General features: G+C 32.1%; 15 protein-coding genes and 2 tRNA genes. 2 read left to right on the top strand and 15 right to left on the bottom strand.

The window, feature by feature from the left end:
* A complete protein-coding gene (locus A9CBEGH2_RS11790) occupies positions 1-534 on the bottom strand; it encodes a type II toxin-antitoxin system RelB family anti-toxin (RefSeq protein WP_115715746.1) in 534 nt (177 codons plus the stop codon).
* A gap of 284 nt (positions 535-818) precedes the next feature.
* Here A9CBEGH2_RS11790 and A9CBEGH2_RS11785 point away from each other — a divergent pair, with 284 nt between their 5' ends.
* On the top strand, positions 819-1,037 hold the full coding sequence (locus tag A9CBEGH2_RS11785; protein WP_118276840.1) for a hypothetical protein: 219 nt from the start codon (positions 819-821) through the stop codon (positions 1,035-1,037).
* Positions 1,038-1,172: 135 nt separating this feature from the next.
* On the opposite strand, the gene A9CBEGH2_RS11780 is transcribed toward A9CBEGH2_RS11785, so the two are convergent.
* From A9CBEGH2_RS11780 to A9CBEGH2_RS11730, 11 genes are all read right to left on the bottom strand, one after another.
* Entirely contained in the window at positions 1,173-1,916 is a 744-nt protein-coding gene (locus tag A9CBEGH2_RS11780) for an RDD family protein (RefSeq protein ID WP_118276839.1), read from the bottom strand.
* Positions 1,917-1,931: 15 nt separating this feature from the next.
* Complete coding sequence (locus A9CBEGH2_RS11775; RefSeq protein WP_163104881.1) at positions 1,932-3,119, bottom strand: MalY/PatB family protein; 1,188 nt, start codon at positions 3,117-3,119, stop codon at positions 1,932-1,934.
* A 3-nt stretch (positions 3,120-3,122) separates the two neighbouring features.
* The gene (locus A9CBEGH2_RS11770) at positions 3,123-4,211 is read right to left on the bottom strand and encodes a M24 family metallopeptidase (protein WP_163104878.1); all 1,089 of its coding nucleotides are present in this window, start codon (positions 4,209-4,211) and stop codon (positions 3,123-3,125) included.
* 89 nt (positions 4,212-4,300) lie between these two features.
* Positions 4,301-5,632, bottom strand: coding sequence for a PTS sugar transporter subunit IIC (locus A9CBEGH2_RS11765; protein ID WP_115715751.1), 1,332 nt, complete (start codon positions 5,630-5,632; stop codon positions 4,301-4,303).
* A 36-nt stretch (positions 5,633-5,668) separates the two neighbouring features.
* Positions 5,669-6,001 (bottom strand): PTS sugar transporter subunit IIB, encoded by a 333-nt coding sequence (locus tag A9CBEGH2_RS11760; RefSeq protein WP_115715752.1) that lies wholly within the window; start codon positions 5,999-6,001, stop codon positions 5,669-5,671.
* 1 nt (position 6,002) lies between these two features.
* Positions 6,003-6,323, bottom strand: a complete 321-nt coding sequence (locus tag A9CBEGH2_RS11755) for a PTS lactose/cellobiose transporter subunit IIA (RefSeq protein WP_115715753.1) — start codon at positions 6,321-6,323, stop codon at positions 6,003-6,005.
* 13 nt (positions 6,324-6,336) lie between these two features.
* On the bottom strand, positions 6,337-7,377 hold the full coding sequence (gene ypdE / locus A9CBEGH2_RS11750; protein WP_115715754.1) for an aminopeptidase: 1,041 nt from the start codon (positions 7,375-7,377) through the stop codon (positions 6,337-6,339).
* 1 nt (position 7,378) lies between these two features.
* Positions 7,379-9,277: a BglG family transcription antiterminator gene (locus A9CBEGH2_RS11745; protein ID WP_118276835.1), complete on the bottom strand. Its 1,899-nt coding sequence runs from the start codon at positions 9,275-9,277 to the stop codon at positions 7,379-7,381.
* A 395-nt stretch (positions 9,278-9,672) separates the two neighbouring features.
* Positions 9,673-9,748, bottom strand: a tRNA-Ala gene (locus A9CBEGH2_RS11740).
* A 19-nt stretch (positions 9,749-9,767) separates the two neighbouring features.
* A tRNA-Ile gene (locus A9CBEGH2_RS11735) sits at positions 9,768-9,844 on the bottom strand.
* A gap of 103 nt (positions 9,845-9,947) precedes the next feature.
* A complete protein-coding gene (locus A9CBEGH2_RS11730; RefSeq protein ID WP_115715756.1) occupies positions 9,948-10,637 on the bottom strand; it encodes an N-acetylmuramoyl-L-alanine amidase in 690 nt (229 codons plus the stop codon).
* 148 nt (positions 10,638-10,785) lie between these two features.
* Between A9CBEGH2_RS11730 and A9CBEGH2_RS11725 the strand changes: the two genes are divergently transcribed.
* Complete coding sequence (locus tag A9CBEGH2_RS11725) at positions 10,786-12,510, top strand: GNAT family N-acetyltransferase (protein ID WP_163052377.1); 1,725 nt, start codon at positions 10,786-10,788, stop codon at positions 12,508-12,510.
* 229 nt (positions 12,511-12,739) lie between these two features.
* Here the strand turns inward: A9CBEGH2_RS11725 and A9CBEGH2_RS11720 are convergent, their stop codons facing one another.
* From A9CBEGH2_RS11720 to A9CBEGH2_RS11710, 3 genes are all read right to left on the bottom strand, one after another.
* Positions 12,740-13,141 carry a hypothetical protein gene (locus A9CBEGH2_RS11720; RefSeq protein WP_118278024.1) on the bottom strand — a complete coding sequence of 134 codons (402 nt, stop codon included), beginning with the start codon at positions 13,139-13,141 and terminating at the stop codon, positions 12,740-12,742.
* A 436-nt stretch (positions 13,142-13,577) separates the two neighbouring features.
* A complete protein-coding gene (locus A9CBEGH2_RS11715) occupies positions 13,578-14,024 on the bottom strand; it encodes a nucleoside 2-deoxyribosyltransferase (RefSeq protein ID WP_232057286.1) in 447 nt (148 codons plus the stop codon).
* Positions 14,025-14,048: 24 nt separating this feature from the next.
* Positions 14,049-14,894, bottom strand: coding sequence for a DegV family protein (locus A9CBEGH2_RS11710; protein ID WP_163104876.1), 846 nt, complete (start codon positions 14,892-14,894; stop codon positions 14,049-14,051).
* Position 14,895 lies beyond the last annotated feature (1 nt).

The following is a 14,895-nucleotide window of genomic DNA, read 5'->3' as shown; positions in this document are numbered from 1 at the left end:
CTAAAACATTGGCGGGGTAGTAATCCATAAAATCTTCGCATCACTATTCCCTATGTTCACAAGATAATGGCTTATTTTCCCATTAAGATAAAACGTTTCCTTTGCCTTTAAACGATACTTTTTATTTCCACGTACAAGCATCACATTGCCTTTTAACACATAGCCAAACTCTTCTCCGCTATGACATTCCATAACTTTGCTTTCCTGTCGTGGATGCAATGTCAAAAGTATCGGCTCCATTTCATTTTTCTGTGCATTGGGAATTACCCATTCCAGTGTATATTCTTCCTTTTCATCCACAAAAAAATCCTGTGTCTGAAACACAATTTTTTCTTCCTCTTCCTTACGAAAAAAATCCGAAAGGTTTGTCCCAAGAGCCTCTAAAATATCCTCTAATGTAGAGATGCTGGGGCTTGTTAGATTACGCTCAACCTGTGATAAAAAGCCCTTGGTAAGCTCACTTCTGGAAGCTAATTCCTCTAAAGTAAGATCATTCAAAATCCTAAGATCTTTTAATCGTCTACCTATATCCACGCATGCTCCTCCCTGTTTTCTTTTACTAAACATTTAATTCTAAAAATCAAACAAAACAATTATATCGTTTTTTCTACAAATTTCAATATGATATTTAAAAAATAATACAGAAAATTCAGTAAGACTAAACAAGCAAGTTTAGCAATATTTGAATTCGTGGTCTAATTCCTATTTATTATTACAAAGATTAGAATCGATCTTGCATTTTTCCATGCAAATATCAGCATAATTCTTCTGTTAAAAAATGTTAAAATAAAAAAAGAAAGAATAAGGAGGATTTGCTCATGAAAATACTTGTAGGTTCTGTTGCTCATACAGAATTAATAAAAAACACTATACTTTCTATAGATGAACCTTCATTTGTTTACGAAGGTAAAAAAGGATTGAATATGGTATTTAGTTGTCCTGATGGAGATGAAAAAGTCATTGTACGAAAGGTTAAAGATACATTAAAATCATTACCTGAGCTTGGCGGAGTTTTCTATAATGTTTCATCTTATTAAAAACTATTAATATAATCAGTGATTGATGAGAATGTTTCCTTACATTCAAAACAATCACTGATTTTTAATATAAAAAGCAAGGAAATTCAAGAATTCTGAATACCTTGCCCAATAGACTAATAATTATTTATCTTTTTATATATGAGAGCTACTTTTTTTCTTTGGTAATCGATTCGCCATCTTTTTCCCTTGTTGTTTTGTCTGACGATGTTTCTTTTCTCTATTAACCTGTTCCTTTACAGATGCCTCTTCCTCTTTCTTTATTTCTTTATTTTTATCATATAATTCCAATTTTGTTTTCGCGATATAATCATGTATTGCGCGATGAGAAGGTGTTCCAGCTACTAGCATCGTTGAAAGAACAAATAATATTGAGCCTATAACAGACCATACATCATCTACATAAACCATAAAAGTTAACGTAACTAATTGACTAAGATAATTTGATACCACAAGTGCAATACTTTCTAACAACATTAATCCCACAAACTGACGAAGAATCAGCGTCTTTAAATCAACTGCATTCCCATCTGTTTTAAGAATGCGAAACCCCATCAAACGCTTTCCCAATGTTTGACCTGGATATACTTTCCATGGAATATATATATAATAAAACAATGCAAATAAGATTGTTCCGATTCCAGCCACATATGCCCATGATTTATCAAAACCTAATGCTTGAAAAACATATAAATCAGAAAACATATCAGATTTTCCAGTAACTGCTCCATACGTCAATACAGCAGGCAAACCGGTAAAGATACCACCTAATCCCCAATCAACAACATAAGATAAAAACCGCTTTGAAAACTCCACATCACAAGTGGTTTGATCAATTTTTCCTTGATACCAAGTATATGCTTTATATAGTACTCCCATATTTTTAAACCTCACTTACTTTTTTTGCTCATAAAGCCAATCCATTGCTTTTTTTAACCTTTTCATTCCTTCTTCTAATTTTGATCTTGGGCAACCACAATTCATACGAAGATATTTAGCTCCGTTATCTCCGTAAACTTCCCCTTTCATGATAGCAACTTTTCCTACATGGACTAAGGCGTCCTGTATTTCTTCTGAAGTAAATGGTACCTTTCTAGCATCAATCCATGCTAAATAAGTAGCATCTGGAATTTCAAAAGAAAAATCTTTAAGATTGTCTCGAATAAAATCCTCTACATACTTCATATTTCCTTTTAAATATTCTATCATTTGATCTATATAATCATCACAAGAAGTATAACCTACCATAGTTGCATACATTCCAAAAATGCTTACAGAGTTCAAAAAATCTTTTCTTCTCGTTTGATGTAAAAATGCATCTCTAATTTTCTCATCTGGAATAATTGCATAAGAACCTATTAAACCCGGAACATTCAGCGTTTTACTACAGGAAGATGCTGTATAAATATTTTTATAAACATCATAATATTTTAACAAAGGTAAATGCAATCTATCTTTTATTAAAATATCCATATGAATCTCATCAGAAATAATGGACACATCATACTTTTTACAAATCCCTACCATTTGTTCCATTTCTTCCTTTGTCCAGACTCTTCCAGTTGGATTATGTGGAGAACAAAGAAGCAAAATAGAAGCATCTTTTAACTGCTCTTCTAATAAATTAAAATCAATAACAAATGTATTATTTTCATGTTTTAAAGAATGACTTACCAATATACGATCATTATCTTCAACAACTGTAAAAAAAGAATCATACATAGGGTTAAATGTAACAACTTTATCTTTTGGTTTAGATAATAAGCGAATAAGCAATGAAACAGAGTACATGACAGATGGACTGTATAAGACCCAGTCCTCTTTCATATCACAATTATGTCTACGCTTATAAAACTCACATATACTACTTTTAAAATCATGATGATTCCAGCGCGTATATCCATATATTTCATGTTTTGCAACTTCTAAAATTTTCTCTGTAATTGGTTTTGGAATCTTAAAGTCTGTATCCGAAATAGAAAATGGTAAAAGATCTTTTTCACCAAATCTATCTTCAATGTAATCCCATTGTGTACAATATGTTCCTAAACGATTATTCACTTCATCAAAATTATACTTCATATTTTATTCCTCTTTCAAGATTAATATTTCTTTTGGTGTTTTATTTAATGGTATACCAGTCCCATCTAAAATTACGACATCATCCTCAATACGAATTCCCCCAAGGTTTGGTACATAGATACCTGGTTCACATGACATCATCATTCCTTCATCTAAAATAATTGTTCCTTTTTGGTTAATTATAGGAAATTCACATCCATCACCGATTCCTAATCCATGTCCCAATCCATGATCAAAATACTCGCCATATCCATAAGCACTAATAATATCACGTGCCGCTTTATCTACATCACTAGCCAAAGCTCCTGTTTTCATAGCTTTGATACCAGCAAGCTGCGCTTCTAGAACAATATTATATATTTTTTCAATTTCTGGTTTAGGCTTACCAAAAAAGGCTATCCTAGTCATATCCGATTGATAATTTTTATATTGTATACCAAAATCCATCATAATAGGTTCATGTGCTTTAATTTTTCTTCCAGTTGGTCTTCCATGAGGCATTGCACTTCTTTCTCCGCTTGCTACAATTGTATCAAAAGACATCTGTTGAGCACCTGCTTTTATAGAAAAATAATGAATTAACGCACTAATTTCAAACTCACTCATACCTATACGAAGATTTTGAATTACCTGCGCATAAATCTGATCAGTAAGACCAACAGCTTCCTGCATAATCTTTAATTCTTCTTTATCTTTTTGAATACGTACCATAGCAAGTTCATCATCAAGCAAGCAAACTTTAACTCCCAACTCTTCCACTTGGCGATATTCTTTAATTAACATTTGAGAACTTTCTACCCCCAGGCTTCTACATTTATGTTTTTTCAGTAATTCCTCTACAGTTCCCAAATAGTTTCTCCCTGTTTTATGTGGAGCATGTAATACTATTTGCAAATCATGTTCTCGCTCGTTTGCTTCTGTTAAATATCTTCCATCTAGAATCAAATACCCCGCATCACGCATAAGAAGTATTTGCACTCCGCTTCCTGTTAATGTATCTAAATACTTCTTCATCGTTTTGCTTTTAATTAAAAGAGCATCTAAATTATGATTTTTCAAAAATTCCTGCATCTTTTCAATTCTCTTAGCCATGATTTCACCTCGCAATATTCATTGAATTTTACTCCAAATTTATTAAAAAGCAGAATAAGGCAAGCATATGCTTGCCTTTTATCTTAAGACTAGAAATCTAAATCTAAGTCATTTAATAACGCTTCATCTTCTGCTGAAATTGCAGATTCAGTTTTCTGTTCTTCATATGCCTTTTCATTTTCAAGTTCTCGTTTTTCATAAATTTTAAAGAACGGATAGTAAATAGCAATTGATAATACCAACTGAATTAAATTTGCAACAATTGACATATAATCAAGATTTGTTAGGAAACCTTCCAAGAAAACACCAACATATGGAGGTGTATACAGAGGTTTCGCAACCAATCCAGCAGCCATCATCCAATGTGGAATCGTACCAATAATACCCCCACACAACACATATGGAATGAAGAAGATTGGATTTAATACAATTGGGGCACCAAACAGAATAGGTTCATTGATTCCAAATAATGCTGGAATAAGAGCAACACGCCCAACTTGTTTTTGTGCCTTAGATTTAGATAACAAGCACCAGAATACAAGCCCGAAAGTAACTCCTGTACCAGTAAAGTTAGCAAATGCAGAAATTGAACCACCAGTATAGAAATGAGGAATCACTTCATGAGCTTTAAATGCAGCAACATTCTCTGCTAAGAACTGTGTAGAAATTGGACTTGTAATTGGACTTAATACAGATGGATGAATACCAAAGAAGAATAATAAACAGCTAAGTGTCTGCAAGAAAGTAAATGATAATGGATTATCCATAGATCCAACAAGAGGTGCAAACAAATTAGTGAAAATCATTGGTGGCAATGTATGTAATCCATTTACACAAACCACACGAACGATCAAAAAGAAACCAATCGTAATAACAGATACTGGAATCATTTCAAATGATCTAGAAACAAAATCAGGAACAGATTCAGGCATCTTAATTGTAAACTTACGCTTTTTACACCAGCGATATAATTCAACAGCAATCAATGACGCAAACATCGCCGCAAATAAACCTTTTGGCCCCAAATAGGTAGTCATGATTCCACCATCTTCAGTGTAATCTACTGCCATCATTAAGAATGCAATAACCGCCATTGAAATAGAACCTGGAACATCAATTTTATATGAATTAGCCAAATGATATGCAATAATAGCAGATACATAAATAGACATTAATGCCATACCTACATTGTAAGGTATATAAATCGTATCTAAATTTGCCAAAATCCACTGTGAAACAGGGTTATTTTCTCCAATCATATTTGGAATTGCTTCTGGAATCAAACAAAAACTACCAATTAATAGTAATGGAGTCATGGCAACCATAGCTTTTTTAACAGCACTTAGGTGCACTTGATTATCCATCTTATTTGCAATTGGAGTCAGATATTTTTCCATAAATGACTCAAATTTTTTCATCATAATTCTTTCCTCTCCTTTTCTTAAATTCCCCTAACATTATTTGTTCATATCAGCTTTTTTTCTTGCGATTAAAGCCATTTTAAGAACCGTTGCTCCATCCATTTTTCCATATGTATCTTTATCAACAATAACATATGGAATGTGATATGGATCAATAATTGGTTTAATGTAATCTAATCTGTGAGCAATCTGTGGTCCGATAACCAATACATCACAGTTTTCAACTTCACTGTTAAGGATATCTACTGGCACTGCTACAAATGAAAAGTCATCATCATTTAACTTTGCAGATTCCTTAACTGTTCTTTTCATGCTATCCATTAGCATGGTTGTTGAAAAACCTCCAGCACAACATAATACAATCTTCATCTTATTTCCCCTCCTTTTCTTCAAAAATATTAATCAATTCCTCAATTAGATCTCTAGCTAATTGAGATGTCATATAATGATCCTGTGCATGAACCATTAATAACCCAATTTCCGGTTTGTCCTCTCCTCCAGACATTTCTGCTGTAATAAGTTCTGTCTGAATCTTATGAGCGGCAAGATCTATTTCACGAGCTTCTGCTAACAATTTTTTAGCATCTTCATATCGGCTCTCACGAACCATTTTTAATGCTTCAAATGCTTTTGCTTTACTATCTCCAGCTGATGAGATCATTCCTACAATTTTCTGTTCAATTTCAGTCATTTACTTTTCCTCCTCAAAAACTGATAAATTCTTTGTACTTCTCCTTTGTCAAAGTTTTCGCTAATTCACACACCAGTGCAATTGCACTTTCCAAATCATCTTCATGAACCAATGACCATGCCCCATGACAATAACGTAATGGAATTCCAATAACTAATGCCAACTTCCCATTTCTTGAAAGATGAGCATTACCAGCATCAGTCCCACCACCGCTAAACATGTCGCATTGATAAGATATTCCATGAATCCTTGCTGTTTCTTTAACGAAACTTAGAAGCTTTTCATTTGGAGCCATCGTTTTATCATAATGTACAATCATGCAACCTTTACCAATTAATCGATGATTCGTATAATTTTTTACTAATTCAGGATTGTTTGCTACATCAATTGCAAATACGATATCCGGATTTATTTGATACGTGGCTGTTTTTCCACCACGAACTCCAACTTCTTCACTACTGGAACCACACATATATACATCAGATCGTAATGATTCTTTAGACAACCTTTTTAATGCTTCACTTATAACATAACATCCGCTTCGATCATCCATCGCTTTACCTGCATACACCTTTTCATTATTCATTTGTATACATTCACTTGCAAAGCAAACCATATTACCAATTTCCACTCCAAGATTTTCTACTTCTTCCCTAGAGTCCACTCCTAAATCCACATACATATCTTTAACAGCACCATGTTCATTTTTTGTTACATTTAAGATGCCTGTAATTTTCTCTCCGGTACATGTCGTAATTCGTACTTTTTGCATCTCTTTACTCTTATCCAGCACTCCTCCAAGAGCAATTAGATAGACAAATCCAATATCCGAAATATGTCGAACCAGAAAACCAACTTCATCCATATGTGCAGAAAACATTATTTTCAATGGATCACTATCAGTCCCTTTTTTATGAAAAATAACACTACCTAAATGATCATATGATACCTCATCACAATAAGGTGAACATTCTTCTTTTAAAATGTTTCGAACTTCGTTCTCTTTTGCCGCTACAGCATCTGCATTACTTAATCGCTTTAATAAGTCCATCATTCTATACACCTCCATCTATTTCTTTCAATACAATGAGCAATTCCTCTAATGATCTGGCATTTAAAACTTTTTTCAACGCTTTTTCATCTTTCATCAACAGATATAGTTTCTTTGTAACTTCTTTATGAAGTTCATATTCTTGCTTAATTAATGAAATCATAAAGATAATTCTTACACATTTTCCATCATAGAATATTGGATTTTCTAAAATACAGACGGATATCATATTTTTATCAGCACATATTTCAATAGGGTGAGGAATACAGACACCATTCATATAAATAGTGCTCATATAGGCTTCTCTCTCCATCACATATTTCTGATAATTTTTTCCTCCATACCCACTTTCTTCCAATTGCTTTGCCATATCTTTTAGCGCATCCATATAACTATCATAAGAAGCCACCTTAAAGAACTCATGTGAAAACAAAGACAAAATCGGTGAACTTACATCTATTAGCGAGAATGAATCACAATTATCGTATTGCAGGAATTTTCTTATCTGCATCAAATCATCATCGTCCAATAATTCTTTTATGTAGATAATTGGTACATGAAATTCTCTATCAAGCTGTGTTATTGTGAAAATAAGATCCGGTTGAAATTGTTCCAATTCATGCATTTGTAAAAAACTAAATGTTTTTATATTTGCTTTACTAAATAAAGATTCTAACTGCATTTTAATCAAATAAGCACTTCCACCTCCAGATGAACAAACAACTCCTATTCGATTAAAACGCATTATTTTTTCTTTTCTTTCTTTTTCCATATGCCCAGCAAAATGCGTAGCTATAAATCCCGCCTCATCATTTGTAACATCAACACCATACTTTTCTTTCAACATATCACTAAATCGAAATGCAATATTAAATATCATTGGATATTGAATACATATCTCATTTACTAAAGTATTTTTATATGATATTTTCTGGTGTAAACGATCAATCAATAGAGAAACATGCATTAATAAAGATTTTTTAAATTCCTTATCACTTGCAAAATCTGTACAGTAGCTTTTATCAATCTCCGTAAGAAATTCATCAATATCTTGGCTTAATCTATCACATAATGAAGTTTTTGTTATTTTGGCACGCACATTTTTAATCAGCTTTTCCTCAAGCAAAGCAGTACTTTCCTCATTTATCCCTATTGAATACTCTTCCTCTAAAAGCATCTTCATTTCATATGCAATGCGATTGCTCCAACTATTTGTTTTTACTACATTTTCAACTCTTGCTTCATTTGTTAAATATGCGTAATATACGGTTACTCTTAACCAAACAATTACATTTTTTAATTCATTATAATTAATATTTAAGTTTTCTTTTTCAATTTGCTCTATCAAAAGACTATGAACATTAGAAAAGTCTCCCATAATTTCTTTAAAAGCATCTTCAATTATTTCGTTATTTATAAAAAACAAATCATTCAACAAGGTTTTATATTGTTTCATACTTCCCGTAATACGAATACCATAATGACTTTTTCTTTCTAACTTCAGCTGATAACCTTTGATGAATTCTTCTACTTCCAACAAACCTTTTTTTACTAATGTCTTGCTAGTTTTAAATCTATCTGCAATATTATCCATAGAGATGAAATTTTTTTGAGTAGCAAGATAAGCAACCATGTTATATACTCTATCCTTTGTGTCATATATTTCATTGACCTTTAAAGTTTCTATAAATTCATCAAGTAACTGCCTATTAACAACTTCCAATAAATACCCTTTTCCTCTACGCATATGCAGCTGATAACCTTTTCTGGAAGAAACCTGCATAAGAAATGCTATATCATTTTGAATCGTTCGTTTTGATACTTTGTAAGTTTCTACAAAATAATCTAAGTTTAAATAATCCTGTCGATTTAAAAAATCGTTTATAATATAATACAATCTCATACTGCTCCTCCTTTCTAAGATATCGCTTACATGATTATTATAAAGTCTGTTTTTTTACATGAACAGAATAACAATTTCGTTCTTTTATGCAAAATAAAGTTGAATATAATTATTTCAGATTTATCCAAATATACCCAAGGAAGCATCCTTTACTTGTCACCAGCAAACATATCGTACTTTCTATCTAAAATTAATTGTTTAATATGTTATAAAGCAATACCATTATCTATATTCATTTAAAAATATATTTATTCAATTTATTATGAATTTTAAATCTATCAAAAATTTCTCCCTCTTCAGTTGAAGGAGTTTTCCAGTCGAACTGCTATTTAAAAGTTCGTCAAAATACAAAAAAACCGCTAGAATAACACTTCTAGCAGTAATTCCTAAATAAATGGTGGACCGTAGCGGGATCGAACCGCTGACCCCCTGCGTGCAAGGCAGGTGCTCTCCCAGCTGAGCTAACAGCCCACATGTATATTAAATTCGATGGTGGGCCTGAATGGACTTGAACCAACGACCTCACCCTTATCAGGGGTGCGCTCTAACCACCTGAGCTACAGGCCCGTCTTCCATCGAATGCCTTAATATAATACCATCCTCCTATCCCTATGTCAACAACTTTTTTAAATTTTTTTGCATTTCTATTTCTACTTCTATTTTTACCCAATTACTCATCTAAAATCCGAAAATATTCACGAATACTATCATAAAGTGCTTGTGCAATTTTTTCCTGATAAGATTTCTTTACCAAATTATCTCGATCATCTGGATTAGATAAAAATCCGCACTCTACTAATATCCCTATATTTTTCGCATTATTTAAAATATAATAATCTCCTTTCTTTATTTCCATTCCAGAACCAGTTGCCTGTTTTAAATGTTTCTGAACGATCTTTGCGAATGTTTCTGACATTTGATCATCTGCTTTATAGAAAACCTGTGCACCTTTCACATTGGTATCTGGATAAGCGTTCAAGTGAATGCTTAAAAACACATCTACCTGCTCTCCATTCATTATCTCCATTCTTTTTTTCATATCTTCTTTTTTTCGATTATCCGTTTGCTCTGATGCCAGATCCTTGTCTTCACTTCTTGTTAGAATTACTTTCCCTCCTGCCTTTTTAATTTTCTCTTCCAGTTTTCTAGTTATTTGTAAATTCACATCATCTTCTTCAATATTGCCACTTCTTGTACCACCGTCTTTTCCCCCATGTCCTGCATCCAATCCTATGCAAATACCATCTAAAGGATGGTATTCCCGTAAAGCCGCAACTTTTGAAAGATGTGCTGTCACAAAAGAGGACACAATTAGAGTAGTTGTTAAAAATATACCCAATATGATTGTTTTCTTTTTCATTATCTTCACCAATTCTACTATATGTAAATAGAATAATCTTTCATGAATCCATACCTGAAACTTATATATAATTTTTCTAAAAATTCAAACGACTTGTTATTTTCTGGGTACAATACTATAATGAAGCCGAAATAGAAAGTGAGATATTATGAAACCATTAACTCTTGAAAATTATAAAGAATTATTACCCTATTTAGAGATTGCAAACTATAAAGAATACAATTCTAACATCGTTACTTTATTGATGTGGAATAACCTTTATCATATGTATTTTGAAACCACAGATACCTATGCTCTTATCTGCAGCAAAGATGAAAAAGGTATCTTATGGCTTGCCCCACATTGTAAAAAAGAATATCGAAAAGATGCTATGGAAGCGATGATGCGTATAAGTAAAGAACAGCATATTCCATTCTCTATTTGTGCACTAGTCAAAGAATTTAGAGACTGGATCTTAGAAGAATATCCTTTACAGTTTATGATTGAAAATGTAATTGATGCACAGGATTATATATACGATCGTTTTCAGCAGGAATCTTTAGCTGGTAAAAAAATGCAAAAACGAAGAAATCATTATCGTGCTTTTCTTTCTACATATGAACATCGTATGCAATATAAGCCAATAGAAGAAAGTGACCATGAGGCCATTTATGCTTTTTTAAAGAAATGGCAGGAAAGAAAAAAAGAGCAGGAATTTGACAGTATTCAGGCAGAAGAAAAAGGAATGAAACTCTTATTGTCGAATTATGAGAAACTTTCTTTACGAGGAGGATGTATCTATATCGATGGACAGCTGGAAGCCTTCTTGATTGCCTCTTATTTATCTAAAGATACGATTCAGATTCATATAGAAAAGGCAAACAGTGAGATTCGCGGCTTGTATGTCGCAATATTAAAACACTTTTTAGAAACTTTAGAAAGTGATGTTTTATATATCAATCGTGAAGAAGATATGGGATTAGAGGAACTTCGAAAAGCCAAAACGAATATGCATCCTATCTATAAAGTAAAAAAGTTCACAGCACATCAATCTTCTCTTCAGCTTCAGCAGGCAAATGATACATGGCTTCCACAAATAAAACAGTTATGGATAGAACAATTTAAAGAAGAGAGCGAAGAAAGCTGTGAATACTATTTCCAAAATTTGTACAAGAAAGAAAATTGCTGGATCTTACATTCCAATGATGAACTTTTATGTATGCTTCAAGTTCGTAAAATGAAGATATCACTTGAAAATAAAGGATATACTGCTGTGTTGTTTTTTGGTATTGCTACATCTTCTAAACATGAAGGATGCGGATATATGCGATTGCTGTTAAATCATGTTTTATCGCTATTTCCAGATCATATCCAGCTTATACAAGCTTATAACTGGGATTTATATAGAAGTTTTGGTTTCCATGAACAATATACCCGTTATACCTGGAAACTAGATAAAAATGCCTATGTAAAATGCAATGGTGCATGGAATACAAATCCTGTTAATAAAGACTTGTTATCCGCGTATCAAAACTTTACAAGCAACAAAAATGGATATCGTATTCGTGAGGAACAATGGTATGAAGAACAGAAAGCCTATATGTCATTATGGGACTATACTTTCCTTTCCTATGAAGAAAATGGTGTATGCAAAGGATATTTTCTATCAAAAGAAACAGATAATGAGATACATATAAGTGAATGTGTTTATGATAGTATGGAAACCCTGCATTCTATGTTAGCTCATTTTCATTTAGAACAGCGAAAAGTTCTTTTAGATATGGACTCTACTGTATCCTTGCATGGAAAAATGAAACAAGATATTTATATGATGGTGAGAGATAGTCTATCTGTATCTTTTCAAGAACCATTATATATTCGTGAAGAAATCTAAAAAAAATATAGTTAAAAATAATCATTTAAACGTTTGAATTTTAGATCACTTAATATGCAAATAACAATAAAATTCATTAGAACCTGCTGAATAAAATAAAAAAAAGCAGTAATATTACTTATTCAAAAATTCCTAGAATGATAGCATTAAAGGTTTAAAGAAAACCCAATAGAAAATATTGTTTAGACCTGTATATTTAACAGAATATACAACAAATCAAGTTTTTATGCTAATCATTTTGGGATTTTTTCTTACCAACAGGAAAGCACATCAATAATAAACAAATAAAAAAAATAACAGCATCTATAATTGTATTTATATGAAGATAAAGCGATACAAGTTGATAAATACAAAACATACAACTAGGAACAGCAATATCTTTAGCATATTTAGATGATATTTCAAAACGTTCATCTAATGACATTTTTTTATAATCTTCATAATCAAATCCAGCTAGCCAATATACATTACCTGTTCGTTTTAATAACTTAGAAAATATGTAAAAATACAGACATGTAACAAAAAATACTAATTTTATTTGTAAATTCTTTTCATTCAACAATGACATAACACCTATAAAACAAGCAATATAAAATGCAGTAATCAAAATTAACAAAGTGTTTTTTTTCATAAAATCTATCCTGCCTTTCTTAGCATAAAAAATATAGATGAATTATGTAATAAAAACATAATTTACTAGTTTTACATCCTATAAGTATTAAAAACTATTTGTGTTTAGTATGAATAATAATTTCTTTTGATTTCTATACTTTTTAGCACAAATATACATCTTATATACTGTTAACATATCTTCATTATATCGTAATTGTTCATGAAGAACATCTTTTTGTTTTCAAGGTTTTGTAATGTTTTATCATCTATTATAGAATTAAATTATTAATTAACAAAGCAAATTTCCTAAATTGATTTATATGAAACTATAATTCCTGATTTTCTCTTTAAATATAATTCTATTTTTATTCTCTTTTATGTTTTGACCCATTTAAAAAGCGAACCTTCTTTGCTAGTTATACAGCCTATATGATTCGCTTTATCCAATATTTCTTTTATTTTTTTAATTCTTCCTCTAACACATCCATCGCCTGGGCAAATGATGTAACGAAATGACCATGTTTTAATACACCGCCTAATACATAATGGTTCATTCCATAAGTAGGAATATCATAACGATTCGCATCTGCTAAGCGAATATCACTATTGATTCCAATAATAATTTTTGTATTCGATTTAATCGCAATGCCTAACTCTACCATAACCCCAGCATCTTCATTCGTTAAATCCGCAATAAATACATCACATTCTTCCACTGCTTTTGTATCTGCTTCATAAATTTCCTGTGGTGTAGGCAGTGATGCTTTATTTTCATTAAATGGCTGATCAATGGGATTAAATATATCTAAAGAAGGAAATCTTTCTCTTAAAAGCTGTCCTTCTTTTTTACGCTGTGCTACTTCTGCTTCATTAAACAAACTTCCAGCTACATATACTTTCATCAATTCTTCCTCCCTTTCCATATCTTACTTTTTCATGTATTGAATTGCGATACAATCAAGTCCTGTATGTGCTGAAATAACGGCACATATAAGATTACAGTGTACATTTGCATTAGGACATCGCTTACGAATTTCTTCTTGAATTTCCTCTGCTTTTGAAAGACAGTCCGAATGAATAACAAAAATATCTCCTTGTGCATCTTTTATCACATCACAAACATCATCCACAACTTTAGAAATTGCTTTTTTCTCTGTCCTTACTTTATCGATAACATCTATTCTTCCATTTGTTGATGGATCAATTTTTAATATCGGTTTAATTTTCAACAAGTTTGCCGCAGCTGCCGTAACTGGCGTTAAGCGTCCTCCGCGTTTTAAATGCTGAATATCATTAGGTACGATCAAAGATGCACTATTTACTACTTTCTTTTCTACTTCTTTTACGATATCTTCTTTTGATAAACCCTGCTGTGCAAATTCTAACGCTAATTTAGCGTTATGAAACTGCAAATCACAAGTCGTATATGTTTCTAATAAGGCAAATCCTAAACCTTCCTCTTCCGCAGCCATACGCATTGCATTTCCTGTGCTGCTTAAACCAGAAGACAAAGGAACTCCAACCACATCTTCATAGCCTGCTTCCCGTATTTCTTTCATAACTTTTTCCAAAGATTCCCCATTTGGCATACTTGTTTTTGGAGTGTGCTGCTGTCTCAATCTTTCATATAAATCTTCTGTTGTCATGTCTAAGCCATCCTGATAGGATACATTCTCATCTATAACCTGCAATGGTACTAAATAGATTCCATATTCTTTTGCCTGCTGTGGTGTTAAACCACATCCACTATCTGTTAAAATTGCTGTTTTCATA

The sequence above is a fragment of the Amedibacterium intestinale genome, from assembly GCF_010537335.1.
Taxonomy (GTDB): domain Bacteria; phylum Bacillota_I; class Bacilli_A; order Erysipelotrichales; family Erysipelotrichaceae; genus Amedibacterium; species Amedibacterium intestinale.
Note: the sequence above shows the minus strand (reverse complement) of the source record. Positions and strands in the feature narration are given on the sequence as shown.